The organism is Ruegeria arenilitoris (genome assembly GCF_013035425.1).
Classification (GTDB): Bacteria; Pseudomonadota; Alphaproteobacteria; order Rhodobacterales; family Rhodobacteraceae; genus Ruegeria; species Ruegeria arenilitoris_A.
On the sequence record NZ_WQHX01000008.1, the window covers coordinates 148528 to 173957 of the forward strand.

Sequence of the window (25430 nt, forward strand, 5' to 3'; positions counted from 1 at the left end):
TCTTATCCGATATCGCAGGAGGCCAGAATGGCCATATTCAAAATGTCATTCGCAGTTGAGACTGTCGAACAAATCTGAATTGGCTTGTCGATACCAGAAAGAATGGGGCCAATTACTGTTGCGCCACCCATTTCCTGCATCAACTTTGTCGAAATAGACGCAGAATGGCGCGCAGGTACGATCAGGATGTTTGCCGGACCTGTCAGGCGTTGGAACGGATAGCTTTCTTGCTGATCCACATTCAGCGCCACATCGACCGTCATCTCACCTTCGTATTCAAAATCGACACCGCGTTTGTCCAGAACCGTCGGTGCGACATGCATTTTTTCGGCACGTTCTGAAACCGGATAACCAAAGGTCGAGAAACTGACAAATGCGACCCGAGGTTCCAGACCCATATGCCGAGCTACCGCGACCGCACGCTCTGCTATGTTGGCCAAATCGTTCTCATCTGGCCATTCGTGAACCAGAGTGTCGCCGATCAGGACGATGCGCCCCTTGTGCAACAGAGCTGTCACGCCTGCGGCGCCTCTCGCGGCATCCGCATCGAAGACATGATTGATTCGATCCAGTACGTGTGCCGATTTACGTGTTGCACCGGTTACTAGCCCGTCCCCGTGCCCATGTGCCAGCATCAGTGACGAGAACACATGGCGATCGCGCGCTGCCAGTCGGTGAATATCCTTACGGTCAAAACCCTTGCGTTGAAGCCTTTGATACAAGAACTCCTTGTAGGCATCCAAATGCGTAGTGTTAGCGGCGTTCACCACTTCTAACTCTCGCACGGCATCGCCCAGACCCGCCTCTTCCAGTTTTAGCTTAACGTCGTCCGGACGGCCGACAACCAAGGCCTTTCCAAAACCGGAACGCTGATACATTACGGCTGCGCGCAATACGCGTGGATCGTCGCCTTCGGCAAAAATCATTCTGCTTTGGGCAGCGCGGGCGCGGGCATTCAACCCCCTAAGAATACTAGCTGTTGGGTCCATGCGTGACTTGAGGCTCAGTTCGTAGGCTTCCATATCAATTATCGGTCGCCGGGCTGCGCCGGTGTCCATACCTGCGCGGGCCACGGCCGATGGGATGCGGTGAATCAGCCGGGGATCAAAAGGCGTTGGAATGATATAATCCCGTCCAAAGGTCAGCGACTTGCCATAGGCCATCGCGACTTCGTCCGGCACATCTTCTCGCGCAAGACGCGCCAAAGCATGAGCGCAGGCGATTTTCATTTCGTCATTGATAGCACGTGCATGAATGTCCAAAGCGCCGCGAAACAAGTATGGAAAGCCCAGTACGTTATTGACCTGATTAGGATAGTCGCTGCGACCTGTTGCGACGATGGCGTCAACGCGGACCTCATGCGCCTCTTCCGGAGTGATCTCAGGATCTGGGTTCGCCATGGCAAAAATCACGGGGTTGTCGGCCATACTCAGGACCATTTCCTGGGTTACCGCCCCTTTGACGGAAACGCCCAGAAATACGTCAGCACCCTTCATTGCCTCCTCCAGCGTACGAAGATCCGTCGAAACCGCGTGGGCTGACTTCCACTGGTTCATACCTTCGGTGCGGCCTTGATAGATTACGCCCTTGGTGTCGCAGACAATACAGTTTTCGTGGCTTGCTCCCATCGCTTTAAGGAGCTCAATACAGGCGATTCCGGCAGCACCTGCCCCGTTCAGTACGATCTTAACATCCTCGATCTTCTTTCCCGAGATGTGAAGAGCGTTGATCAGACCAGCCGCGCAAATCACGGCCGTTCCGTGCTGATCATCGTGAAAGACCGGGATGTCCATCTCTTCTTTCAGGCGCTGTTCAATGATGAAACATTCAGGAGCCTTGATATCTTCGAGGTTGATGCCGCCAAACGTCGGCCCCATCGAACGTACAGCGCGGCAGAATTCATCGGGGTCTTCAGTATCAAGTTCTATGTCGATCGAGTTTACGTCTGCGAACCGCTTGAACAGAACAGATTTACCCTCCATCACCGGCTTTGAGGCAAGGGCGCCAATATTACCAAGACCCAGAACCGCAGTGCCATTCGAGATCACAGCAACCAGATTGCCCTTGTTTGTATAGTCATAAGCCGTTTCCGGGGTATCAGCGATGGCCTCACACGGTACCGCCACGCCGGGACTGTACGCAAGCGACAGGTCTCGCTGTGTGGTCATCGGAATTGTGGCTTGAACCTCCCACTTGCCGGGGGTTGGCTCCAGGTGAAAGGCCAGCGCCTCTTCTTGGGTAATCTTTGCTTTTGGCATCAAACGGGTCATTTCTTTACAGCTTCAAGGCCTTCGCCTCATAGCGCAGGCTGGGACGCGCCTCAATCTCGAATACATTTCATCTTTCACACCAGTGAGGGGATTTGTAAGGTCGCCCGCGGAAGACGCCATAAGAGGTAAGCCTTGTCCACAGTCACGCCGATGATGGCGCAATATCTCGAAATCAAAGAGAACCATGCCGACGCTTTGCTCTTTTATCGCATGGGGGATTTTTATGAGATGTTTTTTGAAGACGCCGTGAATGCCGCTGAAGCATTGGACATCGCGCTGACCAAACGTGGAAAACACAATGGTGAAGACATTCCGATGTGTGGCGTGCCAGTTCATTCGGCAGAAGGGTATTTACTGACATTGATCCGCAAAGGATTCCGAGTGGCGGTCTGTGAACAGATGGAAAGCCCGGCCGAGGCAAAGAAAAGAGGCTCTAAATCTATCGTAAAGCGCGATGTAGTCCGTCTTGTTACCCCAGGAACCCTGACTGAAGATGCGCTGTTAGAGGCGCGACGGAACAACTTTTTGGCCGCCTACTCTGAGGTTCGAGACGAAGCTGCGCTGGCATGGGCAGATATTTCAACTGGCGCGTTTCACGTAATGCCACTGGCGACAGTGCACCTGAATCCCGAGTTGGCGCGTTTGGCACCATCGGAGCTTATCGTTGCCGATGGAATCGAGCAGAGATTGGGGGACTTGGCTCGGGATATGGGAATTTCCATGACTCCCATCGGGCGTGCCAGTTTTGATAGTACTGCCGCTGAAAAGCGTGTTTGCGCGTTGTTTCAAGTAAACGCATTGGACGCATTTGGCAGCTTCAGCCGAGCTGAAGTCTCGGCCATGGGTGCTTTGGTTGATTACCTTGAGATCACTCAGAAGGGCAAACTCCCTTTGCTGCAGACACCGCTAAAAGAGTCCGAGGACCGCGTCGTTCAGATTGACGCCGCTACCAGGCGCAATCTGGAGTTGACCCGCTCGCTGTCCGGCGGTCGCGCTGGTTCGCTACTGTCGGTGATGGATCGCACCGTTACTCCTGGCGGCGCAAGGCTGTTGGAGCAGCGCCTGTCCAGCCCATCGCGCAATCTGAATGTGATCCAAGACCGCCTGGATGCAGTAAACTTTGCTGTCGAAGAAGGGCCGTTGGCCTCCGACCTCCGTGATGCGTTGCGGAAGACCCCGGACCTGGACCGCGCTCTTTCCCGCCTGTCGCTGGATCGCGGTGGCCCACGGGACTTGGCGGCAATACGAAACGCTCTGACACAAGCTTCGGCAATCGCCGAAATTTGCACCGGACGGGACCTACCTGTCCGGTTAACGACGGCACTGCAGAACTTACTGGGATTTGATGATCTTCTATCCCTTCTGGACGAAGCTATAACCGCAGAACCGCCTTTGCTGGCGCGTGATGGCGGCTTCATTGCGCCGGGGTTTGACGGCGAACTGGATGAAGCCAGAAAACTACGCGACGAAGGCCGCTCTGTAATTGCGGGGTTCCAACAAAAATATTCCAGCCACACCGGAATCTCTTCGCTTAAGATCAAGCACAACAACGTACTGGGCTATTTCATCGAAACCACGGCCACCCATGCCGAGAAAATGTTAAGCCCGCCTTTGAGTGAAACCTACATCCATCGCCAGACCACAGCCAACCAGGTAAGGTTCACTACAGTAGAACTGTCAGAAATTGAAACGCGGATACTGAATGCCGGCAACCATGCGTTAGAGATCGAAAAGCGGCTCTACTCAAGGCTTTCTGGCGCTGTCCTCGATCAGGCCGTGCTTTTAAACCAAGCTGCGAGGGGCCTGTCTGAACTGGACCTGACCACCGCGCTGGGCGATCTTGCGCGCGGCGAGAACTGGTGCCGCCCACACATCGACAACTCCCGCGCATTCGAAGTGATTAGTGGTCGACACCCGGTTGTCGAGAATGCTTTGCGTCAGCAAAACGGTGATCCGTTTGTGGCGAATGATTGCGAGCTTAATGCAGATGCGGGCGCGGCGATTTGGTTGCTGACCGGCCCAAATATGGCAGGTAAGTCCACTTTTTTACGGCAGAACGCCCTTATCGCTCTGTTAGCGCAAATGGGCAGTTATGTTCCGGCAGAAAAAACGCATATCGGCCTTGTGAGCCAACTGTTTAGCCGCGTTGGTGCGTCTGATGATCTTGCTCGCGGCCGATCTACATTTATGGTCGAGATGGTCGAAACAGCCGCTATCTTAAACCAGGCAGACAACCGCGCGCTGGTGATCCTCGACGAGATTGGCCGGGGCACCGCTACCTATGATGGCTTGTCAATTGCCTGGGCGACATTAGAGCATTTGCATGCCGCCAATCAGTGCCGGGCTCTGTTTGCCACTCACTATCATGAACTTACGGCGCTGGCTGGGTCCTTAGACGGAGTCGAAAACGCTACTGTCGCAGTGAAAGAGTGGGAGGGCGAGGTTATATTTTTACATGAGGTGCACAAGGGCGCGGCCGATCGTTCATATGGTGTTCAGGTCGCCCAGCTTGCGGGTCTTCCTCCGGCTGTCGTTGAGCGTGCCCGCATTGTGTTGGACCAATTGGAGAAAACGGAGCGTGAAGGCGGCAAGCAAAAGACGCTGATAGACGACCTGCCGCTTTTCTCGGCCACACCATCTCCGCCACCACCTTCGCCAAGGGCATCGCAAGTAGAGGACATGTTAAACGAGGTTTTGCCAGACGAGCTGACGCCTCGTGAAGCTCTTGATTTGTTATATAAGCTCAAAGAGGCGGCCAATTCTTGACCGCCTCTCACACCTTCAGAAACTGTTCGCGTCTATACGTGCATTTAGTTGGCAGGGGTTGACGAAACACCGACCTGCGCCGGACGCAACAGTCTGTCGTGCAGCATAAAACCCTCTGCTGAAACTTGAATAATGTCGCCGGCTTTGGTGCCGGGAACCGGTGCCTCGAACATGGCTTCATGCACGTTTGGATCAAATCGATCGCCAACTTGGGGCGCAATCACTTCGATCCCATGTTTGTGGAATACGTCTGTCAGCGCTCGCATCGTCAATTCGACACCTTCGATCAAACCGGCGGCAACCTCTTTCTGCTCATCAGTCGCAGCCTCCAATGCCCGCTTTAGATTGTCATAAACAGGCAGCATATCTCTTGCCAGTTTCGAGCCACCGTATTGCTCGGCTTCGCGGCGCGCTTTGTCGCCTCTCTTGCGAGCATTCTCCGCATCAGCCAGCGCTCGCATGAACTTATCTTTGAAATCGTCCCGCTCGGCGCGCAGCTCATCCAGCTCCAACGCTTCTTCGCTGATTTCCACAAACTCATCTGCCATTTCTTCCGCCTCGGCGGTTGCGATGTCATCCAGAAATTCTTCGTTCTTGGGTTCTGCCATCTCTTACCCTCTAGCTCCGATCGGATATCAGCTTGCCGACCAGTTGCGCTGTATAGTCCACAATCGGAACGATTCGCCCATAGTTAAGGCGTGTTGGTCCAATGACCCCAACCGCACCGATAATCTTTCGATCAGCGTTCATATATGGAGACACCACCAAAGAGGAACCCGAAAGTGAGAAAAGTTTGTTCTCAGAGCCAATAAAAATGCGAACACCTTCGCCCGTTTCGGTTAATTCGAGAAATTCAGCTATGTCACGCTTGCGTTCAAGATCATCAAACAGGGTTCGAATCCGGTCAAGTTCCTCTTGTTGACCTGTTTCGCCAAGCAGATTCGCTCTCCCGCGCACTATAAGTCTTGCCGAATCTGCTCCATCACCGTCCCAAGCCGCCATGCCGCTTTCGACCATTTCACGTGCCAGCAAGTCGATCTCTTGTCTTCGGCTGGCAATTTGGGTTTGCATTTGCTGCCGAACTTCGCTGAGCGTTCGCCCCTCGATCAAAGCGTTCAAAAAATTCGCCGCTTCACGCATTGAGCTGGGCGTTTGCCCGGGAGGCGGTGTAAAAAGTCGGTTTTCAACATGTCCATCAGCAAAAACCAGAACCACCAAAGCCCTATCGTGCGCAAGCGAAACAAACTCTATGTGCTTAATCTCGGATTCGTGCTTAGGCGTCAGAACCAAGGATGCTCCGTGGGTCACGTGCGACAATGCTGATCCGACGCGATCAAGCATATCGCCAACATCGCCTGAATTAGAGCCTAAAGTCTCATCCAATTTCTGTTGATCGTCTGCACCAAGGTCGCCCACTTCCAACAAGCCATCTACAAACATTCGCAAACCCACCTGCGTAGGTATGCGACCCGCACTGATATGCGGACTATCGAGAAGACCCAAAAATTCGAGGTCTTGCATAACGTTTCGAACGGTAGCTGCGCTAACTTTTTCTGAAAGCGTTCTGGTCAAGGTACGGCTGCCAACCGGTTCACCGCTGTCCAGATAGCTCTCGACGATCAAACGGAACACTTCACGTGATCGGTCGTTCATTTCATCCAGTATTTTACTGGCTTCACTCATCAAGAATCCTCTGCTGGACTGTCATTAAATAGCAGACATCGGAAAGGTCAATCGGGGTTGCATCGTAGCGCCGCTGAGCGTTATCCCCAATCCAGAAAACAAAGGAAATCCCATGCGACCTTCAGGAAGAGATTTAAGTGAAATGCGCGCCGTTTCAATTGAAACGGAATTTACCAAACATGCCGAAGGATCGTGCCTGATCAAGGTTGGCGACACCCATGTGCTGTGTACAGCAACAATTGAAGATCGTGTGCCGCCTTTTATCAAAGGTTCTGGTCTGGGTTGGGTCACTGCGGAGTACGGCATGCTTCCGCGCGCAACAAACACTCGAATGAGGCGCGAGGCAGCCAGCGGCAAACAAGGCGGCCGTACGGTTGAAATTCAACGCCTAATTGGTCGCGCATTACGTGCTGGCGTGGACCGTGTAGCTCTTGGAGAACGCCAGATCACTGTAGACTGTGACGTCATTCAAGCTGACGGAGGAACTCGCTGCGCGTCAATTACTGGCGGCTGGGTCGCTCTGCGACTGGCGGTTAATAAGCTTCTTAAATCAGGGGACGTGATTTCGGACCCACTTGTCGACCCTGTGGCGGCTGTTTCCTGTGGTATATATGCCGGTCAACCTGTTTTGGATCTGGATTACCCGGAAGACAGCGAAGCCGGCGTCGACGGCAATTTTATTATGACGGGCTCTGGGAAGCTGATCGAAGTTCAGATGAGTGCGGAGGGTTCGGTCTTTAGTCGTGATCAAATGAACAACTTGATGAATCTGGCTGAAAAGGGAGTCGGTGAATTGGTTGCTGCTCAAAAGGCCGCCACCGCATGACGCGCAAGTTCACAGGCGACAGACTGCTTGTTGCAACGCACAATACAGGCAAGCTTGAGGAGATGGCGCATCTCCTGAGGCCCTTTGGGGTGGCGGTTGTGGGTGCCGGTGACTTGGGCTTGCCCGAACCAGAAGAAACCGAAGATACCTTTGTCGGCAATGCCCGGATCAAAGCCCATGCTGCAGCCAAAGCTACAGGTCTACCCGCGCTTTCGGATGACTCTGGGATTACAATCGACGCCCTGAATGGGGCGCCAGGAGTGTACACGGCGGATTGGGCTGAAACTGATCAGGGCCGCGATTTCCTGGCAGCAATGACCCGAGCACATCATGAGTTAGAGAAAAAAAGGGCCCCCTTTCCCCGCACAGCACAGTTTCGCTGCACTTTGGTTTTGGCTTGGCCCGATGGGCATGACGAAGTTTTTGAGGGTGTCGCCCCAGGCCATTTGGTTTGGCCCATCCGAGGCAAAGACGGGTTCGGATATGATCCGATGTTTGTCCCATCAGGCTACGAAGTCACTTATGCTGAAATGGATCGTTGGGAAAAGAATAAGATCAGCCACCGTGGACGCGCTGTTCAGATGTTTGTGAATGGCTGCTTTGGCGGATGATTGGCTGAATGGAGGCTTTGGCCTCTATGTTCATTGGCCTTTTTGTGAGGCCAAATGCCCATATTGCGATTTCAATAGCTATGTGTCCATAAATATTAATCAAAAACAGTGGCTTGCGGCTTATCTGAGTGAATTGAAGCGTTCGGCACATCAAACTTCAGACCGGATTCTTAATACGATATTCTTTGGAGGCGGCACCCCTTCACTAATGGACCCGGAGTCTGTTGCGGCGATCATTGATACGGCGCGCGCGCTCTGGCGGCCAGCTAATGACATGGAGATAACCCTTGAAGCAAATCCCAGTTCCGTCGAGGCCGGACGTTTTGGCGCCTACCGCGATGCTGGTGTCAATCGCATCTCGATGGGTATCCAAGCGCTGAATGATAACGATCTGCGTCGATTGGGCCGGAATCATACAGTGGCCGAGGCACGCGCAGCCTTTGACGTTGCCCGCGATTGCTTTAACAGGGTCAGCTTTGACCTGATTTATGCCAGGCAACACCAATCCGTGGGTGAATGGCGCGCAGAGCTGTCCGAGGCATTGTCTATGGCAGTTGATCATTTATCGCTTTATCAACTGACAATCGAAGACGGTACCGCCTTTGGCGATCGCTACGCTCTGGGTAAATTACGCGGCCTGCCAGAAGAAGACAGCTCTGCCGACATGTACACTGCGACGCAGGAGATTTGCGAGGCAAACGGGCTGCCAGCTTACGAGGTATCAAATCATGCTCGCCCCGGCGCTGAGTCACGACACAATCTGATCTATTGGCGTTACGGTGACTACGTCGGCGTAGGCCCTGGTGCTCATGGGCGGCTTACATTGGGCGGGCATAAATTCGCCACTGAAACTTACTTGTCGCCAAATGCTTGGCTCAATGCCGTTTCCAAAGGAACAGGCGAAAAGAAACGTTTTGTTTTAGCAAAACAGGATCAAGCCATTGAATACCTCATGATGTGCATAAGACTGACAGATGGTCTAGATATAGAACGGTTTAATGCCCTTTCCGCGGTTCCGTTGAACGAAAGCAAAATTGAGGAACTCATCGGCTATGGTATGGTGAACGTCAGGGGCAACCAACTTTCTGCAACTGACAAAGGACGCGCTGTATTGAACGCAGTCATAAGATCACTGCTGGAGTAGTATATGCAGTTTCTTTGGGCAGGGCTGGGGTTGATCTGCGTTGCAATTGCAATAATCGGGATTGTATTGCCGCTGTTACCAACAGTACCTTTTCTCTTGCTGGCGGCCTTCTTTTTTGCTCGCTCTTCGTCACGCCTTCACAATTGGCTCATAACTCATCGAACTTTTGGACCAATGATACTGGACTGGCAAACCTCCGGCTCCATCCGTCCGGGGGCGAAAAAGGCCGCCACTATCTCAGTTATCGCCGTATTTGGACTATCTGTTGTGTTTTCCGTACCGCCCTATGTCTTGATTATACAAGCGCTAACGCTAGGGGGCGTGATGATCTTTATCTGGACAAGACCTAACGGCTAAGCTTGGCGCACAGATCGTCCAATTGATCCAGATTTTCATAGTTCAGCACGACTTGCCCCGTTTCGCTCCCAGGCTTGTGGTTGATCGATACCTTCATCGCCAAAATTGCGGACAGGTCCTTTTCAAGCGCTCGTGTGTCTGCGTCCTTTTCGGGGCGGTTCCTTTTTGCTTTTGTCTGTTTTTCTTCATCATTATGGCTCTGTTTTTGAACCATTGCTTCGGTCTCACGAACAGATAGGCCCTTGCGGACAACCTCTTTTGCCAATTCCGATGCGTTATTTGCGGTGATAAGTGCGCGCGCATGACCTGCGGACAGCTTGCCTTCAACGACAAGTGTTTGAACATCCATCGGCAATGTCAGCAAGCGCATCAGATTGGCGATATGACTGCGACTTTTTCCCAAAGCCTGAGAAAGTTTTTCCTGAGTGTGGCCGAACTTGTCCATCAGCTGTTTGTAACCTGCCGCCTCTTCGACAGCATTCAAATCCGCACGCTGAATGTTCTCGATGATCGCAATCTCGAGAACTTCGGTATCATCCAGATCCCGAATAATTACAGGAATTTCATGAAGTTGCGCCATCTGAGCAGCACGCCATCGACGTTCGCCAGCAACAATTTCATACTCATCAAACGAAACACTTCGCACGATCAGTGGCTGAATAATTCCTTTTTCTTTGACTGAGGCAGCAAGGTCATCCAGTTGGTCCTGTGAAAATGTGCGGCGGGGTTGGTTCGGGTTGGCACGAAGCTTTTCTATTGGAACCTTTTGGTCCGGTCGCCGCGGCTCTGAAGAAGCACGGCCTTCACTTTCTGGCGTCACGTCCGCCATTAAAGCTGAAAGTCCCCGTCCCAATCCGCGAGATTTGCTTTTCTTAACGCTCATTTCACCCTCCTGATAACCACTTAGGCAGCTACCTTTTTGTTTTTGTGCATTATTTCCCGAGCAAGATGCCGATAAGCCATCGCCCCCAATGAACCCGAGTCATACTGTAACACTGGCAACGCATAAGACGGTGCCTCGCTGACCCGCACGTTTCTTGGTATCTTGGTTTTAAATACCATCTCTCCGAGGTTGTCACGTGCGTCCTTTTCGACCTGACGGGACAAGTTGTTGCGGTTATCAAACATTGTTAACACAACGCCTTCGATTCTCAGGGCTGGGTTGGCTGTTTGGCGAACTTCTCGGATCGTGAGCATTAATTGCGATAATCCCTCAAGTGCAAAGAACTCACTTTGCAATGGAACTAAAACAGAATGTGCAGCCACCATCGCGTTCACTGTCAATAAGTTCAGCGATGGGGGGCAATCTATTAATACAAAGTCCAATTCAAATGAATCTATAGATGTTTGCCTGAGGGCGTCGTGTAACAAGTAACTACGCTTTTCATTTGAAATTAATTCGATATCCGCCGAACTGAGGTCTACTGTAGCCGGCACGATAAGTAAGTTCTCGATTTCCGTCTCCTGAACAACAGCCTCAAGTGGAGCATCATCCAAAATCAGATCATAAGTTGTCCAATCTCGATCCTCGACCCCCAGGCCAGTAGACGCGTTTCCTTGCGGATCCAGGTCTACCACCAGTACTTTACATCCTGCTTCTGCTAAGCCCGCGGCAAGATTAATTGCTGTCGTCGTCTTCCCCACGCCCCCCTTTTGATTGGCAACTGCAATTATCCGGGGTCCGTTTGGACGAGAAAGATCAACCACGAGTCACTCCTTTTATCTTAAGGATAACGGCCTTGCGCTCGGTTAAGCTTGTAATTGGCTCAACTTGAAAGTTCCATTCTTCTCGCGCTTCCGCCAGCTCTTTTTCCCAGCTTTCGCCCTTAAGGAACAGTGCTAAGCCAGTGTCGGTCAAATGTCTTTCACAAAAAGAAATCAGTGTTGTCAGATTGGCCAAAGCCCGTGCTGAAAGGACGTCGGCATCAAGTGGATCAATTTCTTCAATTCGCTTCGAAATAACCGTGCAGTTTGCCTTGCACTCCCTAGCCACGGTTCTCAAAAACGCCGATTTTCGCTGGTCGCTCTCTACTAGCGAAAACCGTGTTGCCGGCGCTTCTTCAATCGCCATTATGGCGCATACCATTCCCGGAAACCCCCCGCCGCTTCCAAGATCTACCCAATGATTAGCGGTTGGCGCACACCTGAAAAGCTGTGCAGAATCCAGTATATGTCGGAACCATAGTTCACTTAAACTCTTTCGCGAAACTAGATTTATTTTTGCGTTCCAGCGGGTTATCAAGTTGGCGTAAATAGAAAGTCGGTCAAATGTTTCACGTGAAACATTCAGGTCGCGCAGCTCCTTACCGAAGCTTTCCATCATGCCTTTAAAGCTTTCTGAGATCGCTTAAGTTTCGCAAGAACAAGGGTTAGAGCAGCGGGAGTCACCCCTTCGACCCTACTTGCCTGCGCTATATTTTCTGGGCGCGCCTTGGACAGTTTTTGCTTCATCTCCGTCGACAATCCATCCAGTAGAAAGTAGTCGAAATCGTTAGGAATTCTATGCGACTCATCTCGCTTCATCGCGTCAACATCTCTCTGTTGACGGGTAATATAGTTGGCGTACAGGGCTTCTCGCTCGATCTGGCGGCGTATTTCCGGTTCTGTGCCAACAACACTTGGCAATAAGGCGGCGACATCATCAAACGTAACGTCCGGAAAAGCCAACAATGCCATTCCATCTCGACGGTTACCGTCTTGATTGACATTTATACCGGAAGAACGAATTTCTTTAGGGGTCAACGAAACCGAAGTAAGCTTCGACTTTGCGGCCTTCAATTTCTCTTTCTTGTTCTCAAACGCTGATTGCCGCTCTTTGCTTACGCAACCTAAATCTATGCCAATCGGCGTCAAACGTTGGTCGGCATTGTCAGCCCTAAGTGAAAGCCGAAACTCCGCGCGCGACGTAAACATTCTGTATGGCTCTGCAACACCGCGCGTAGTTAAATCATCAATCATAACTCCAATATAGCTGTCCGTTCGAGTAAAATGCTGCGGCTCACGGCCTTGGGATTCTAGTGCTGCATTTAAACCGGCTACAAGACCTTGTGCAGCAGCTTCTTCATAACCCGTGGTTCCATTGATTTGTCCGGCCAGGTACAGACCCGGTACTTCATGCACCGACAATGAGGCGGTTAAAGCGCGCGGATCTACATAATCATATTCAATGGCGTATCCTGGCTGCAGGATCTCCGCCATTTCTAAACCTTTGATCGACCGCACATAATCCCACTGCACTTCCTCAGGCAACGAGGTCGAGATTCCATTCGGGTATACCGTGTGGTCATTTACGCCTTCGGGCTCCAGAAAGATCTGGTGAGATTCCTTATCAGCAAACCTTACAATCTTGTCCTCAATTGAAGGACAGTATCTGGGTCCCACTCCTTCTATGTGACCACCATACATAGCCGACCTGGAAAGATTTTTTTCAATTATTTCATGAGTCCGTGCATTCGTATGAGTGATTCCACATGCGATCTGAGGTGCTGTTGTGGCGCTCGACAAGAATGAAAACAAGGTGGGCTCAGGGTCGCCTTCCTGTCTTTCTAAAACGTTCCAATTAATTGTACGCCCATCTAACCTGGGCGGTGTTCCTGTTTTTAGCCGAGCTGTCGGTATTCCAAAATTATCCAGCCTATCTGCCAGCCTGACAGACGGCTTGTCGCCCATTCGGCCGCCGGGGCGCGAAACGTCTCCAATGTGAATAACGCCGCGCAGAAACGTGCCCGAGGTAAGAATAACCGACCCAGAATAAACTTCGGAACCATCCGATAAACGAACACCAGAAACACGGTCATTCCGTAAAACAAAGTCGGTGACTTCGCCTGTGATAACAGAAAGATTCGGTTGTCGCTGCGTTTCATATTGCATTACTGCGCGGTAAAGGGCGCGATCCGCTTGCGCGCGAGGTCCCTGTACTGCGGGTCCCTTCCGTCTGTTTAATAACCGAAACTGTATACCAGCGCGGTCTGCTACTCTTCCCATAACACCGTCCATGGCGTCGATCTCTCGCACCAGGTGCCCTTTACCAAGGCCGCCAATCGCAGGGTTGCAGGACATCACTCCGATATCTCGTTCAGACAAAGTAACTAATGCCGTGCACACACCCATCCTTGCCGCTGCATGAGCTGCCTCTGTTCCGGCATGTCCAGCGCCGACAACTACAACATCAAACTTTGAATGTTTCACGTGAAACAATCCTTACTTTCCCAAACAAAAACTGGAAAATATTTCGTCCAGCAAGTTCTCAACGTCTATTCTGCCAACTATTGATTCGAGTGCTCGAATAGCTGAGCGTAACTCTTCTGCAACTATATCATACATATCCGGCCCCGATTCCAGAACAGTCCGCGCAGCAGTTAAAGCGTCTATTGCCTTTAACATCGCTATACGGTGTCGTTCTCGTGTTGCAATACCACTGATAGTGGATCGATTAACCAGAACCCGCGATATGTTGGATACAAGTTCGTCAATACCCTGCCCAGTTTTTCCAGACACACCCGCAGACGAGCTCCGAAGATCGGCCTTTGGAAGAACTTGTATATCGCCGGCCTGCAACTCAACCCCCAACTCGTCCGTTGTCTCGGATAAAAAAACCCTTAAATCTGCAGTTTCAGCTCTCTTTCGCGCCAATTCTACCCCGATGCTTTCGACATAATCATCCGTCTCTCGTAACCCCGCCGTGTCAAGCAGTGTGACTGGAAGGCCCGCTAGGTCCATTCGAACTTCGATCACATCCCGGGTTGTTCCAGCGAATTCCGATGTAATCGCCGCTTCCCTGCCAGCCAACGCATTCAGGAGAGTAGATTTTCCCGCATTTGGCAAACCGACAATCGCAACTTCAAAACCATTTCGGATTCGTTCCGCAATACGTACGCCTCTTGCTTCCTGCTCCAAGTCTGAAACAACTCCCGAAACCAGAGTTTGGACCTCTGGGGATACGTCAGTCGGAACCTCCTCATCGGCAAAGTCAATCACCGCCTCGAGCAGTGCCGCCGCTCGGATTAAATCTCGACGCCAACGCTCTACCAAAGATCCTAACGAACCGGCTAGAACGGATTGAGCCTGCTTGCGTTGGGCTTCGGTTTCCGCATCTATTAGATCCGCCAAACCTTCTACCTGAGTCAGGTCGATCTTACCATTTTCCAACGCTCGCCGGGTGAACTCTCCCGGATCCGCAAGACGAAGTCCGCGTATTTCAGAAAGACACCGAAGTAACGCGTTTACAGTAGCAACGCTGCCGTGGATTTGCAGCTCGGCCACATCTTCGCCTGTAAAGCTCTTAGGCGCTTGAAAGGTTAAAACCAGACCGTCATCCAGTCGCGCACCACTAAAATCACGCAGACAGCAATGTCGCATGCCACGAGGCGGAAGATCTTTGCCCGCAAGCTTCTTTGCGGCTGTGTGGGCCAGTGGGCCGGAAAGACGAATAACAGCCACCCCGGCCTTGCCTTGCGCACTGGCCAAGGCGAATATCGTATCCATTCGTAGGCCCCGCGAGAGTCAGCTCTCTGTTTCAGGTATTCATAGAGTCAAAGAATTCAGAGTTCGTCTTAGTCTGCTTTAACTTTGACAGCAAAAACTCAATCGCGTCTGTTGTCCCCATTGGGTTCAGGATGCGACGCAAGACAAAAGTCTTAGCGAGATCGCCTTTATCAACCAGAAGATCCTCTTTACGGGTACCAGATTTGAGGATGTCGATTGCCGGGAACACGCGCTTATCAGCAATCTTACGATCCAAAACAATTTCTGAGTTACCGGTACCCTTGAATTCTTCAAAGATCACTTCGTCCATCCGGCTACCGGTGTCGATTAGCGCTGTCGCGATGATGGTCAGCGAACCGCCCTCTTCTATATTCCGTGCGGCGCCGAAGAACCGCTTTGGCCGCTGAAGTGCATTTGCGTCGACACCACCCGTTAAAACTTTACCTGAAGATGGAACAACAGTGTTAAAAGCTCTACCAAGTCTTGTTATCGAGTCGAGAAGAATAACAACATCTCGTTTATGCTCGACTAAACGTTTTGCTTTTTCGATTACCATTTCTGACACAGCCACGTGACGTGTCGCCGGTTCGTCGAAGGTAGAAGAAACGACTTCGCCCTTCACCGACCGCTGCATGTCCGTCACTTCTTCGGGACGTTCATCGATCAATAGTACGATCAAATAGCATTCAGGATGGTTCTGTTCGATAGAGTGCGCAATGTTCTGCAAGATTACTGTCTTACCTGTCCGCGGCGGCGCCACGATCAACGAACGCTGTCCCTTACCGATCGGCGCGACCAAGTCAATAACACGGGCAGACTTGTCTTTGATGGTTGGATCCTCAATCTCCATTTTAAGACGCTCTTCTGGATACAAAGGCGTCAGGTTGTCGAAAAGGATCTTATGTTTGGCCTTATCAGGTTCTTCAAAATTGATTTTCGTAACCTTGATCAGCGCAAAATAACGTTCGTTCTCATCCGGCGCCTTTATTTCACCTTCAACCGTGTCACCTGTACGCAACGAGTGCTGGCGGATCATGTCTGGTGAGACATAGATGTCGTCTGGTCCGGGAAGATAATTAGCTTCAGGCGACCGCAGAAACCCGAAGCCATCTTGGAGAACTTCAAGCACACCGTCACCGCCGACAGTCCAACCTTCATCCGCGCGTTCGCGCAGAATCTGGAACATCATCTCGCCCTTGCGCATGGTCGAGGCGTTTTCGATCTCTAGCTCTTCAGCCATCGCCAAAAGGTCTTTTGGGCTTTTGGCCTTGAGATCGGACAGGTTCAGGGATTCAGTTGTCATGATTATACGGACCTTGGCCGCAAAGCCTGCGGCACATCTGAAAATTTGCAGTTGGAAGATAAGCAGCCCGGACGGGAGCGTTTTGCCTTAATTAAGGGTCAATGGCAGCAGAGTCAAACGCCCTTAGAACTTTAGAACAACAGATAGTACAATAATCACCATCAAGACTGTCGGAACTTCGTTCATCATTCGATACTGGCGCCCGGTAAGTCTATTGCTTCCCGCCAAAAAGTCCTTTCGCCTTGCCATTAACCAATGGTGAAACCAAGTCATACCTAATACGGCAACGCCTTTAACCCACGGCCATGCCCAATCCCAACTGACAATGCCAGGCGTAAAGACCATCAATAATCCGCATATCCATGCTACTATTATTGCAGGACGCATGATCACACGAAGTAGCTTTTCTTCCATTTCAAAGAAAATTTCTTGCGCACCTGCCACCGTTTGCGCCTTTTCGACGTGATAGACGAACAATCGCGGTAAATAGAATAGACCAGCCATCCATGAAATCACTGCCATGATGTGTAAGGACTTCACCCATGGATAAAGGGTAATAAGAAAGTCAGTCATCCCGGCCTCGAGCTTTGTTCTGATCTTCCCTAATAAAAAAAATAGAAAAGAAAAAGGATGATGGTTTTGTAGGGAGTGTAGAATCCGTGGATTACTTGTTTGTCCAAGGTTTTTCCCCAAGCTGGATGAGTTTAAAGTTCAGAGTAGAAGTTCTGTTGATATAGAAAAATAAATAAATAAAAACAACAGGTTGAGATGTAGACACAAACTTAATTCTGGGGATATCTCCTGAGGAACTCTTTGAAAACTACCTTATCCCGTTTAATGAACTTATCCTTGTCCCATCTGGACCGAACTTGAGCGACTCACAGATATTTTTTGCATGAACACAGGACTTGCGTGTCAATCGGAAAACCATACAAAACATCCCAGAACTGTTAACGAATTACTCGGCTGGTTTTCCACATGTCTGTCCCCATTGTTTTGGCTTCTGGTTCTACTATTCGAGCACAGCTGCTGCGAAATGCTGGTATTGATTTTTCCGTAAATGTCGCGCGCATAGACGAGGATAGCGTGAAACAAGCGTTGTTGGCCGAAGATGCGTCTCCTCGGGATATCGCAGACGCTTTGGCCGAAATGAAGGCGCGGAAAGTCAGTGATAAGTCGCCAGGTGCTATGGTAATAGGGTGCGACCAGGTATTGGACTTTGACGGCAAGGTAATTTCGAAACCGGATTCGCCTGAAGATGCTCTGCAACAGCTCAAGTCTATGCGCGGTAGACGGCACGCTTTGCTTTCTGCGGCAGTCGTCTATCAGAATAGCGAACCAGTCTGGAGACATATTGGCCAGGTGCGATTGCGGATGCGAGCGAGTTCGGACGCGTACTTACGCGACTATGTCACTCGAAATTGGGAAAGTATTCGCTATTCTGTTGGAGCGTATAAACTGGAAGAAGAAGGTGTACGCCTATTTGCGGACATAGACGGCGATTACTTTAACGTTCTGGGTATTCCGTTGTTAGAAATCATTAATTTTTTGGCTGTGAAAGGCGTAATTGACCAATGACGGACCATCGTATCCCACTGGCCGGGGTGATAGGACACCCCGTTGCACACTCCCAGTCACCGAAATTACATGGTCATTGGCTCAAGGCTCATGGGTTATCAGGTCATTACATCCCGATGGACGTGGCGCCTGCTGATCTCGAAACAGTTTTGCGGGCACTGCCCAAGGCAGGTTTTGTCGGCGCTAACATAACAGTTCCACACAAAGAGGCCGCACTGCGTCTGTCGGATCACGCAGCCGACCGCGCTTCTGTCATAGGGGCAGCGAATACACTGGTATTCCGTGAAGATGGTTCGATCCATGCGGACAACACTGACGGGTATGGTTTTATGGCGAACCTGAGATCGGGCGCTCCGGATTGGGTGCCTCAGGATGGTCCAGCAGTTGTGTTCGGCGCTGGAGGAGCGGCCAGAGCAGTATTGTGGGCTCTTGCAGATGCAGGTGTTCCAGAAATTATGCTGACCAATCGTACACGCAACAGAGCCGACCATCTGAAAGAGGAATTTGGACAACGCATTACGGTAGTCGATTGGGTGCAGGCCGGAAATGTTGTCGAGAATGCCGAACTGGTCGTCAACACAACGTCTTTGGGAATGCAAGGACAGCCAGAGTTGCGCGTACCACTGGATGGATTGCAGCCGGGTACCGTTGTAACGGATCTTGTCTACACTCCTTTGAAAACGCGTCTCCTGCGGACGGCTGAAGAAGCTGGATGCACCACGGTCGACGGCTTAGGCATGTTGCTCCACCAGGCTGTGCCCGGTTTTGAGCGTTGGTTCGGATTACGTCCAGAAGTTGACGAAGACGCGCGTACGGCGGCGTTAGCATGAGTTTCGCCCTTGGACTCACCGGTTCGATTGGTATGGGAAAAAGCACTACAGCAAAGATGTTTGCGGACGAAGGATGTGCTTTGTGGGATGCAGATGATGCAGTCCATCGGTTGTACTCACCAGGGGGTACCGCCGTGCAGTCGATATCAGAGATCTATCCTGAAGCTGTAATAGACGGCTCGGTCAACAGAATTGTCTTAAAGCAGATTATTTCTAAGGAACCGTCGGCATTGAAAGTAATCGAATCCATAGTTCATCCATTGGTTTCCAAAGACCGGGCGACTTTTCGTGCCTCGGAAACAGCAGATATCATTGTATTTGATATCCCGTTACTCTTTGAAACTGGCGGGGACGCCGACATGGACGCGGTCGCGTGCGTTTCGATATCGCCCGAGGAACAAAAGCGCAGAGTCATGACACGGGGCACGATGACTGAGGCTCAATTCGATCAAATCAGATCCAAACAAATGCCAAATGAAGAGAAATGCCGGCGATCGGACTTTGTAATTGTCACGGATACACTGGACCACGCCCGTGCGCAGGTGCAGGATATAGTCAGACAAATCAGAGTGGGAATGCGAAATGCGTGAGATCGTACTCGATACGGAAACCACTGGCTTTGACCCCGAAAACGGTGACCGGATCGTAGAAATCGGTGCCGTGGAGCTATGGAATCATGTAGCAACCGGCGAAACGTATCACGTCTACATTAACCCAGAGCGATCAATGCCCGAAGACGCGTTTGGTGTACACGGAATCGGCCCAGACTTACTGGACCCGCCTCAACCTACAAAGCCTGGGCAGATTACGCTGAAGGATAAACCGGTTTTCAAAAAAGTTGGTCTGGAATTTCGCGACTTTGTCGGTGACGCAAAACTAGTAATCCACAACGCATCCTTTGATATGAAGTTTCTGAATGCCGAATTGGGTTGGATGGGTGCGCCGATGATACCGATTGAACAGGCCGTTGACACATTGGCAATCGCGCGAAAACGGTTCCCCGGTTCTCCTGCCTCATTGGATGCGCTATGCCGCCGGTTCAACATCGATAACTCGAACCGTGTTCTTCATGGGGCATTACTCGATTCGGAAATATTGGCTGAAGTTTATCTTGAGCTGATTGGTGGGCGGCAGCCGGATTTTGGTCTGGCTACAGCGGCGTCGACGGTATCTGAAGGAGGCGATGCATGGCGTCCTGCGCCGCGCGCGGTAGCATTGCCTGAACGGATCACAGAAGAAGAGCGCGTGGCACACAACTCTTTTGTAGAAAACCTTGGCGAAAATGCCCTTTGGACCCGCGTCTGAGGGTGCCCAGACGCGAGCAGATAACTTAAGCTTCTGTTTTCTGCGTCTGCGCAGCCTGGCGGCGCGCAATTTCATTTCGATAAAGTGCTACAAAGTCGATATTGTCCAAATTGACCGGTGGATAACCTCCGTCGCGGGTAATGTCGCTGACAATGCGGCGCAGGAAAGGGAACAACATGCGCGGACATTCAATCAGCAGGAACGGATGTAGCTGATCTTCTGGCACGCCTTCAACATGAAACAGGCCGCAATAATCGATTTCGCAAACGAAAAGAATATCTTCCATGCCCTTGGCTTTGGATTTCAGGTTCAGCTTGATCGACACTTCATATTGGTGTTCAGTCGGTCGCTTTTTTGCATCCAGGTTAACCTGCACCGCTATTTCAGGCTGAACTTCGCCTGATACGCCCTTTTGCGCCATTACGTTTTCAAAGGACAAATCGCGGATGAACTGCCCCAAAACGCGCATTTGGACCTGCGGTGCGGCCTGTGCCGCGGTGTTTTCTTTGGCGTCTTCGTCGGCCATGGATCTACTCCAAAAATGATTTTCGTCACTGCTTAACAAGTTGCGCGAGCCACCTCAATGCTGGTGCGGCCGCTCTACCCACTTAGAAGGTTTCGCGGAGCCATTTCTGGGCCGGACCTCGGAGTACTCACCGTCAATCACATCGGCATTTTCAAATGGTTCTGGACGGCTATGGAATTGCGCACCCGCGCCCATCTGGAATTGCGTGACCGAGATTTTGGACTTCAAGTAGTGGAACAAAGCCAAACGTATAGCGGGAATTAACAATGCAAAACCAATAATGTCAGTGAAGAAACCAGGTGTTACTAACAAAGCCCCCGAAAGCAAAATCATAGCGCCGTGCGCTAAGGGTTCAGTCGGGTCATCCATTTGGGAAAAGGACCGCTGTAATTCTCCCAGCGCCATGCGACCTTGTGTCCGCACCAAAACGGCACCTAAAACAGCCGTCAATACGACAATGGCAAGTGTCGGCCATAGCCCAATCAGACCACCGACCTGAATGAACAGGGTGATCTCAATTATGGGTACCAACAAAAAAGCCAGAAACAGGTACATATGCGCTGTCCTTTCTAGTAGTTCGGGCTGTGGACTTGCCACCAACTGTCACCTACATAGGAGCATGAGGCTGTGCTTACAAAGTCTCGGTTCTGAAAAGAGGACGAAATGAACAATCCCATGATCCAGCTATTGGTCTTGCTTGGTATCGCTGTTTTCCTGATCATGCGCCTGAAAAGCGTACTGGGAACACGTGAAGGATTTGAAAAGCCGCCGCTGCAGCAACAACCCGAAGCCAGCAAGTCGCGTCGCGATTTTGAAGTAATCGAAGGTGGCCCGGATCATGACATCACCGATCACGTGCCAGAAGATAGCGAACAAGCGCAAACTTTGGCCGCAATGAAACGTGTCGAACCCAGTTTTTCTGTCGGTGAGTTTGTTCAGGGCGCGCGTGGCGCATACGAAATGATCGTTATGGGATTCGAAAAGGGCAATCTGGACGAAATCCAACCGTTCCTGTCTGAAGAAGTGTTCGACAGCTTCGTTTCGGTCGTGGCAGACAGGGAGGATAAGGGCTTGACGATTGAAGCCGAGTTCGTGGGTGTACGCGAAACGACATTGGCGGACGCTCATTTTGACAAGGACACAAACCAGGCCGAAATCACGATGCGGTTTATTGGAGAGTTGACTTCGGTCGTTAGGGATCGAGGCGGCGACATTATCGAAGGAAGCCCCAATACTGTAAAACGCCAAAAGGACAGTTGGACCTTTGCCCGCGTCATGGGTACTGATGATCCAAACTGGCTGTTAGTTGCCACGGACGCATGATTGGAAAACTCCGGTCGCTTTTCTTGGTGGCCGCTATGACCGCCGCGAGCGCCCCCAGTGCAGAGGTGAAACGCACCATTCTGGCTTTCGAAGATTTGGATGGCTGGGCTGCTGACGATCATTGGGCGGCCCTTTCTGTTTTTTTAAATACATGCAGCGATCTGGAGGACCCGGACTGGAAAGCGTTATGCGCGGCGGCGCAGACGCATAGTCCGGAATCCGCGCGCTCGTTTTTTGAGTTGTTTTTTCGTCCCCTGTTGGTCGAGGATGGGGCCGCTGCCTTATTTACGGGCTATTTCGAACCTGAGCTCGATGGCGCAACGTCGCCATCAGCAAAGTACCGCTATCCCCTATACCGAATGCCGCCCGAGGCCAGGAAATCCGACCGTTGGCTGAGCCGACGAGAGTTATTGACCAGTGACGTTATGCAAGGTCGCGGACTGGAGATCGCGTGGGTCGATGACCCGGTTGAACTGTTTTTTCTGCAAATCCAAGGATCAGGGCGTATCCGGTTGCCTGACGGTAGTAAATTGCGAGTTGGCTACGGAGGCGCAAACGGACATCCGTATCGTTCGATCGGGGCCGAGTTGGTTCGGCGTGGTGCGCTGGGCGCTCACGAAGTCAGCGCCCAAATGATACGTGCTTGGGTCCGAAAAAACCCTGAAGCAGGCGCTGAATTGCTATTACACAACCCTTCGTACGTTTTCTTTCGTGAAGTTACACGTGTCGCCCCCGAGCTTGGACCATTGGGTGCCATGAACCGCTCAGTCACAAAGTTGCGCAGTATCGCGGCGGACCCGATCTATACACCTTTGGGGGCGCCGGTTTGGATCGAAAAGGATGGAGAGAAACCAATTCGCCAGTTGATGATTGCCCAAGATACAGGTTCGGCAATCAAGGGTGCCCAGCGCGCGGATATTTTCTTTGGTACCGGTGATGCGGCAGGTGAAGCTGCAGGGCGCCTTAAAGATTCCGGTCGAATGATTCTGTTGCTGCCGATCCAGCGCGCGTATGCTCTTTTGCCGGATGAGTTCTGATGCCGCGCCGGAAACTGACCGCAGACGAAATTGAACTTTGGCGCAAAGTCGCGAAACAAGCCGAGCGTTTGCATCCTGAGCTACCGCAAACGGTACACCCGACTGTTCTTCCCAAACCCAAACCAACAAAGTCGCCGGTACCCAGACTGGAAACTTTCGAATTGGGACAAAAATCGCAACCGACGCCAGCCGGCAACAATCTGAAAACGTCAATTTCTGAAGCGCTACGCAGAGACGGCGTGCGTATGGACGTTAAGGCGTTTGGTCGGATGAAACGCGGCAAACTTAAACCCGAAGGTCGTCTGGATCTGCACGGCATGAGAATGGACACGGCGCACCCTGTATTGGTCAAGTTTATCCTATCGGCACAAGCCTCGGGAAAACGGCTCGTGTTGGTAATTACAGGAAAGGGTAAGGATCGAGACGAGCCCGGCCCTATCCCAACCCCGCGCGGTGTCCTCCGAAATCAAGTCCCCCACTGGCTGAGCCTGCCGCCACTGGCGCAAGCGGTCCTTCAGGTGACTCCGGCGCATATCAGCCACGGGGGTGATGGTGCGTATTATGTGTATCTGCGCAAAAAAAAGCAGTTTGGCTAAGTATCGATAGAATTTGCTGAGGTGTTCAATTGCAAAAAAAACGCAATTTGATTTAGAAAAATAGGCCAATGGCTATTGAGCCAATTGGAGCGGATTCGATTTTTTCACAGTTTTCACAAGGTAAATCGCTAAGCAAGAAGCGACAATTTTTTCAGCGGGCTGATTAAAAGTGGCTAAAGTTCGCTCCAAAAGTTTAGTTTTCTCAGGAATGAATAAATGATAGAACACCAAGCAATGCCATAGCATACAAACAGCTAGGCGCGAACAATGTTACGTGTTCCGATGCGGTATTTGCCACGAGTATCAATAATTATCTGGGCATGTTTTTCTATCAATTCGTAATCAAAGTTATCGTGGTCCGTCGCGAGGATGACAGCGTCCTGTTCGGACAATATTTGAGGATTCAATTCAGTCGAAGTTAGATCAAAGAAGTGTTCCCGCATTTTTGGGAACTGTGGAACGTGTGGATCGGAGTAACTGAGTGTACCTCCGCCGTCTCGGATTAGCTCCATCAGGGTAACAGAAGGGCTCTCGCGCATATCGTCGACATTCTTCTTATACGCTACGCCCAAAATCATTATTTTGCTTCCTTTAACTGACTTGCACTGGTTGTTAAGCGCTTCGGATAGCTTGCCAAACACATAGTTTGGCATCGCAGTATTGACCTCTCCGGCCAATTCTATGAACCGGGTATTGATCCCGAATTCACGCGCTTTCCAGGTTAGATAAAACGGGTCGATTGGAATGCAATGCCCACCAAGACCTGGGCCAGGAAAATATGGGGTGAAACCGAAAGGCTTGGTTGCGGCCGCCTCGATTACTTCAAAAATATCGATACCCATACGGTCTGCGACGATCTTCATTTCATTAACAAGACCAATATTCACAGCTCGATGGATATTTTCTAGAAGCTTGGTCATTTCAGCCGTTTCTGTCGAGCTAACAGGAACGAGCTTATCTATGGCCCTGTCGTACAGCGCCAGACCTGCAGTAAGACAATCCTTGGTATGCCCGCCAACAACTTTAGGAATTGTGTTGGTAGAGAATTCCGCGTTGGCTGGATCTTCTCGTTCCGGCGAGTAAACGGCAAAGATATCCTTACCAACTTCGAGGCCCTTTTTTTGAATGCGAGGCAACACTTCTTCTTTGGTCGTGCCTGGATATGTCGTGCTTTCCAAAGCAACTACCTGCCCAGGACGAAGATAGTCTGCGATCTGATCGCATGTGTCCGTAACAAAGCTTAGATCGGGCTCCCGATACTGATTGAGTGGGGTTGGAACACACAACATAATGCCGTCTGCCTCGCCGATTCTTGAGAAATCCGCAGTAGCCTCAAAGCCGTTCTGGCGGGCATTTGCAACGCGTTCGTCCGAAATGTGTTCGATAGAACTGTGGCCCGCATTCAACTCTTTGATTTTCGTTGCATCAAGGTCGAAACCGAGCACCCGATATCCGATCTCCGAGTACCTTAGAGCCAGCGGTTGGCCAACGTAACCCAGCCCAACGATCCCAATCACTGCCTCTTTGTCTGCAAGCTTCTTTAGCAAAAGACTAAGTGATTTCTGTTTTATTTGAAGGTTGCTCATTATTTTGTCTCTGGGCCACTATTTCATTAAAGAAGCTTGCCCCAACCTGCATCAGGGGCCGGACCGCTCTAAGCACCTTCAAACAAAAAGGCAACGAGTATTTGGCATTCAAGCGTTTTAATATTGTTAAAAGTTGTATGATCAACAAATAAATTGCCGGAGATATATCGAGTTCACATATCCGTAGAAAGCAAACTGACGATGT

At 51.1% G+C, this 25430-nt stretch carries 25 protein-coding genes; 12 read left to right on the plus strand and 13 right to left on the minus strand.

Going from position 1 to position 25430, the window contains the following annotated elements:
• Positions 1-2: 2 nt before the first annotated feature.
• A complete protein-coding gene (locus GOV45_RS19520) occupies positions 3-2258 on the minus strand; it encodes an NADP-dependent malic enzyme (protein ID WP_170481293.1) in 2256 nt (751 codons plus the stop codon).
• Positions 2259-2420: 162 nt separating this feature from the next.
• Between GOV45_RS19520 and mutS the strand changes: the two genes are divergently transcribed.
• Positions 2421-5036: a DNA mismatch repair protein MutS gene (gene mutS, locus GOV45_RS19525; RefSeq protein WP_170481296.1), complete on the plus strand. Its 2616-nt coding sequence runs from the start codon at positions 2421-2423 to the stop codon at positions 5034-5036.
• A gap of 44 nt (positions 5037-5080) precedes the next feature.
• On the opposite strand, the gene GOV45_RS19530 is transcribed toward mutS, so the two are convergent.
• Together GOV45_RS19530 and hrcA are read right to left on the minus strand one after the other, a co-directional pair.
• Complete coding sequence (locus GOV45_RS19530) at positions 5081-5644, minus strand: nucleotide exchange factor GrpE (protein WP_170480998.1); 564 nt, start codon at positions 5642-5644, stop codon at positions 5081-5083.
• Positions 5645-5654: 10 nt separating this feature from the next.
• Positions 5655-6719 carry a heat-inducible transcriptional repressor HrcA gene (gene hrcA / locus GOV45_RS19535; protein ID WP_170481000.1) on the minus strand — a complete coding sequence of 355 codons (1065 nt, stop codon included), beginning with the start codon at positions 6717-6719 and terminating at the stop codon, positions 5655-5657.
• Between the two features lie 112 nt (positions 6720-6831).
• On the opposite strand from hrcA, the gene rph reads away from it, so the two are divergent.
• From rph to GOV45_RS19555, 4 genes are read left to right on the plus strand one after another with little or no spacing between them, the layout of a single operon-like run.
• Entirely contained in the window at positions 6832-7545 is a 714-nt protein-coding gene (rph, locus tag GOV45_RS19540) for a ribonuclease PH (protein WP_170481002.1), read from the plus strand.
• Positions 7542-8156, plus strand: coding sequence for an RdgB/HAM1 family non-canonical purine NTP pyrophosphatase (gene rdgB, locus GOV45_RS19545; RefSeq protein WP_170481005.1), 615 nt, complete (start codon positions 7542-7544; stop codon positions 8154-8156). The genes rph and rdgB overlap by 4 nt, the downstream gene beginning before the upstream one ends.
• Positions 8137-9300 carry a radical SAM family heme chaperone HemW gene (hemW, locus tag GOV45_RS19550; RefSeq protein ID WP_170481007.1) on the plus strand — a complete coding sequence of 388 codons (1164 nt, stop codon included), beginning with the start codon at positions 8137-8139 and terminating at the stop codon, positions 9298-9300. The genes rdgB and hemW overlap by 20 nt, the downstream gene beginning before the upstream one ends.
• 3 nt (positions 9301-9303) lie before the next feature.
• A complete protein-coding gene (locus tag GOV45_RS19555; RefSeq protein ID WP_170481010.1) occupies positions 9304-9657 on the plus strand; it encodes a YbaN family protein in 354 nt (117 codons plus the stop codon).
• On the opposite strand, the gene GOV45_RS19560 is transcribed toward GOV45_RS19555, so the two are convergent.
• From GOV45_RS19560 to GOV45_RS19590, 7 genes are all read right to left on the minus strand, one after another.
• On the minus strand, positions 9647-10540 hold the full coding sequence (locus GOV45_RS19560) for a ParB/RepB/Spo0J family partition protein (RefSeq protein ID WP_170481013.1): 894 nt from the start codon (positions 10538-10540) through the stop codon (positions 9647-9649). The genes GOV45_RS19555 and GOV45_RS19560 overlap by 11 nt on opposite strands.
• A gap of 20 nt (positions 10541-10560) precedes the next feature.
• Positions 10561-11364 (minus strand): ParA family protein, encoded by an 804-nt coding sequence (locus GOV45_RS19565; RefSeq protein WP_170481019.1) that lies wholly within the window; start codon positions 11362-11364, stop codon positions 10561-10563.
• Positions 11357-11980, minus strand: a complete 624-nt coding sequence (gene rsmG / locus GOV45_RS19570) for a 16S rRNA (guanine(527)-N(7))-methyltransferase RsmG (RefSeq protein ID WP_170481022.1) — start codon at positions 11978-11980, stop codon at positions 11357-11359. Before rsmG ends, GOV45_RS19565 begins: the two co-directional genes overlap by 8 nt.
• Positions 11977-13845: a tRNA uridine-5-carboxymethylaminomethyl(34) synthesis enzyme MnmG gene (mnmG, locus tag GOV45_RS19575; RefSeq protein WP_170481025.1), complete on the minus strand. Its 1869-nt coding sequence runs from the start codon at positions 13843-13845 to the stop codon at positions 11977-11979. The genes rsmG and mnmG overlap by 4 nt, the downstream gene beginning before the upstream one ends.
• 12 nt (positions 13846-13857) lie before the next feature.
• Positions 13858-15141, minus strand: a complete 1284-nt coding sequence (gene mnmE / locus GOV45_RS19580) for a tRNA uridine-5-carboxymethylaminomethyl(34) synthesis GTPase MnmE (RefSeq protein WP_170481028.1) — start codon at positions 15139-15141, stop codon at positions 13858-13860.
• Between the two features lie 31 nt (positions 15142-15172).
• Positions 15173-16444 (minus strand): transcription termination factor Rho, encoded by a 1272-nt coding sequence (gene rho, locus GOV45_RS19585; RefSeq protein WP_170481031.1) that lies wholly within the window; start codon positions 16442-16444, stop codon positions 15173-15175.
• A 123-nt stretch (positions 16445-16567) separates the two neighbouring features.
• Positions 16568-17017 (minus strand): CopD family protein, encoded by a 450-nt coding sequence (locus tag GOV45_RS19590; protein WP_170481033.1) that lies wholly within the window; start codon positions 17015-17017, stop codon positions 16568-16570.
• A 405-nt stretch (positions 17018-17422) separates the two neighbouring features.
• Between GOV45_RS19590 and GOV45_RS19595 the strand changes: the two genes are divergently transcribed.
• From GOV45_RS19595 to dnaQ, 4 genes are read left to right on the plus strand one after another with little or no spacing between them, the layout of a single operon-like run.
• A complete protein-coding gene (locus tag GOV45_RS19595) occupies positions 17423-18022 on the plus strand; it encodes a Maf family protein (RefSeq protein ID WP_170481036.1) in 600 nt (199 codons plus the stop codon).
• Positions 18019-18852 (plus strand): shikimate dehydrogenase, encoded by an 834-nt coding sequence (locus tag GOV45_RS19600; protein ID WP_170481038.1) that lies wholly within the window; start codon positions 18019-18021, stop codon positions 18850-18852. The genes GOV45_RS19595 and GOV45_RS19600 overlap by 4 nt, the downstream gene beginning before the upstream one ends.
• The gene (gene coaE, locus GOV45_RS19605) at positions 18849-19442 is read left to right on the plus strand and encodes a dephospho-CoA kinase (protein WP_170481041.1); all 594 of its coding nucleotides are present in this window, start codon (positions 18849-18851) and stop codon (positions 19440-19442) included. Before GOV45_RS19600 ends, coaE begins: the two co-directional genes overlap by 4 nt.
• Complete coding sequence (dnaQ, locus tag GOV45_RS19610; protein WP_170481044.1) at positions 19435-20157, plus strand: DNA polymerase III subunit epsilon; 723 nt, start codon at positions 19435-19437, stop codon at positions 20155-20157. Before coaE ends, dnaQ begins: the two co-directional genes overlap by 8 nt.
• A gap of 25 nt (positions 20158-20182) precedes the next feature.
• Here dnaQ and secB read toward each other — a convergent pair whose 3' ends face one another.
• A complete protein-coding gene (secB, locus tag GOV45_RS19615; RefSeq protein ID WP_170481047.1) occupies positions 20183-20683 on the minus strand; it encodes a protein-export chaperone SecB in 501 nt (166 codons plus the stop codon).
• A gap of 54 nt (positions 20684-20737) precedes the next feature.
• Positions 20738-21238 (minus strand): FxsA family protein, encoded by a 501-nt coding sequence (locus GOV45_RS19620; protein WP_170481050.1) that lies wholly within the window; start codon positions 21236-21238, stop codon positions 20738-20740.
• 108 nt (positions 21239-21346) lie between these two features.
• On the opposite strand from GOV45_RS19620, the gene GOV45_RS19625 reads away from it, so the two are divergent.
• Genes GOV45_RS19625 through GOV45_RS19635 form a run of 3 tightly spaced genes read left to right on the plus strand, consistent with a single transcriptional unit; the run spans position 21347 to position 23639 of the window.
• On the plus strand, positions 21347-22006 hold the full coding sequence (locus GOV45_RS19625; protein WP_170481053.1) for a Tim44/TimA family putative adaptor protein: 660 nt from the start codon (positions 21347-21349) through the stop codon (positions 22004-22006).
• Complete coding sequence (mltA, locus tag GOV45_RS19630) at positions 22003-23043, plus strand: murein transglycosylase A (protein ID WP_170481056.1); 1041 nt, start codon at positions 22003-22005, stop codon at positions 23041-23043. Before GOV45_RS19625 ends, mltA begins: the two co-directional genes overlap by 4 nt.
• Entirely contained in the window at positions 23043-23639 is a 597-nt protein-coding gene (locus GOV45_RS19635) for a Smr/MutS family protein (RefSeq protein WP_170481058.1), read from the plus strand. Before mltA ends, GOV45_RS19635 begins: the two co-directional genes overlap by 1 nt.
• A gap of 254 nt (positions 23640-23893) precedes the next feature.
• Here GOV45_RS19635 and GOV45_RS19640 read toward each other — a convergent pair whose 3' ends face one another.
• Complete coding sequence (locus GOV45_RS19640; RefSeq protein ID WP_170481061.1) at positions 23894-25225, minus strand: nucleotide sugar dehydrogenase; 1332 nt, start codon at positions 25223-25225, stop codon at positions 23894-23896.
• Positions 25226-25430: the final 205 nt, after the last annotated feature.

Excerpts from the sequence above, each read along its gene's own strand:
- rdgB (WP_170481005.1), top strand. The coding sequence starts at position 7,542 with ATGACGCGCAAGTTCACAGGCGACAGACTGCTTGTTGCAACGCACAAT.
- GOV45_RS19590 (WP_170481033.1), bottom strand. The coding sequence starts at position 17,017 with ATGACTGACTTTCTTATTACCCTTTATCCATGGGTGAAGTCCTTACAC.
- GOV45_RS19520 (WP_170481293.1), bottom strand. The coding sequence starts at position 2,258 with ATGCCAAAAGCAAAGATTACCCAAGAAGAGGCGCTGGCCTTTCACCTG.
- dnaQ (WP_170481044.1), top strand. The coding sequence starts at position 19,435 with ATGCGTGAGATCGTACTCGATACGGAAACCACTGGCTTTGACCCCGAA.
- mnmE (WP_170481028.1), bottom strand. The coding sequence starts at position 15,141 with ATGGATACGATATTCGCCTTGGCCAGTGCGCAAGGCAAGGCCGGGGTG.
- GOV45_RS19600 (WP_170481038.1), top strand. The coding sequence starts at position 18,019 with ATGACGGACCATCGTATCCCACTGGCCGGGGTGATAGGACACCCCGTT.
- GOV45_RS19620 (WP_170481050.1), bottom strand. The coding sequence starts at position 21,238 with ATGTACCTGTTTCTGGCTTTTTTGTTGGTACCCATAATTGAGATCACC.
- GOV45_RS19555 (WP_170481010.1), top strand. The coding sequence starts at position 9,304 with ATGCAGTTTCTTTGGGCAGGGCTGGGGTTGATCTGCGTTGCAATTGCA.
- hemW (WP_170481007.1), top strand. The coding sequence starts at position 8,137 with ATGGCTGCTTTGGCGGATGATTGGCTGAATGGAGGCTTTGGCCTCTAT.
- GOV45_RS19625 (WP_170481053.1), top strand. The coding sequence starts at position 21,347 with ATGAACAATCCCATGATCCAGCTATTGGTCTTGCTTGGTATCGCTGTT.
- hrcA (WP_170481000.1), bottom strand. The coding sequence starts at position 6,719 with ATGAGTGAAGCCAGTAAAATACTGGATGAAATGAACGACCGATCACGT.
- GOV45_RS19560 (WP_170481013.1), bottom strand. The coding sequence starts at position 10,540 with ATGAGCGTTAAGAAAAGCAAATCTCGCGGATTGGGACGGGGACTTTCA.
- rph (WP_170481002.1), top strand. The coding sequence starts at position 6,832 with ATGCGACCTTCAGGAAGAGATTTAAGTGAAATGCGCGCCGTTTCAATT.
- rho (WP_170481031.1), bottom strand. The coding sequence starts at position 16,444 with ATGACAACTGAATCCCTGAACCTGTCCGATCTCAAGGCCAAAAGCCCA.
- GOV45_RS19595 (WP_170481036.1), top strand. The coding sequence starts at position 17,423 with ATGTCTGTCCCCATTGTTTTGGCTTCTGGTTCTACTATTCGAGCACAG.
- mutS (WP_170481296.1), top strand. The coding sequence starts at position 2,421 with ATGATGGCGCAATATCTCGAAATCAAAGAGAACCATGCCGACGCTTTG.
- coaE (WP_170481041.1), top strand. The coding sequence starts at position 18,849 with ATGAGTTTCGCCCTTGGACTCACCGGTTCGATTGGTATGGGAAAAAGC.
- rsmG (WP_170481022.1), bottom strand. The coding sequence starts at position 11,980 with ATGATGGAAAGCTTCGGTAAGGAGCTGCGCGACCTGAATGTTTCACGT.
- GOV45_RS19635 (WP_170481058.1), top strand. The coding sequence starts at position 23,043 with ATGCCGCGCCGGAAACTGACCGCAGACGAAATTGAACTTTGGCGCAAA.
- mltA (WP_170481056.1), top strand. The coding sequence starts at position 22,003 with ATGATTGGAAAACTCCGGTCGCTTTTCTTGGTGGCCGCTATGACCGCC.
- GOV45_RS19640 (WP_170481061.1), bottom strand. The coding sequence starts at position 25,225 with ATGAGCAACCTTCAAATAAAACAGAAATCACTTAGTCTTTTGCTAAAG.
- GOV45_RS19530 (WP_170480998.1), bottom strand. The coding sequence starts at position 5,644 with ATGGCAGAACCCAAGAACGAAGAATTTCTGGATGACATCGCAACCGCC.
- secB (WP_170481047.1), bottom strand. The coding sequence starts at position 20,683 with ATGGCCGACGAAGACGCCAAAGAAAACACCGCGGCACAGGCCGCACCG.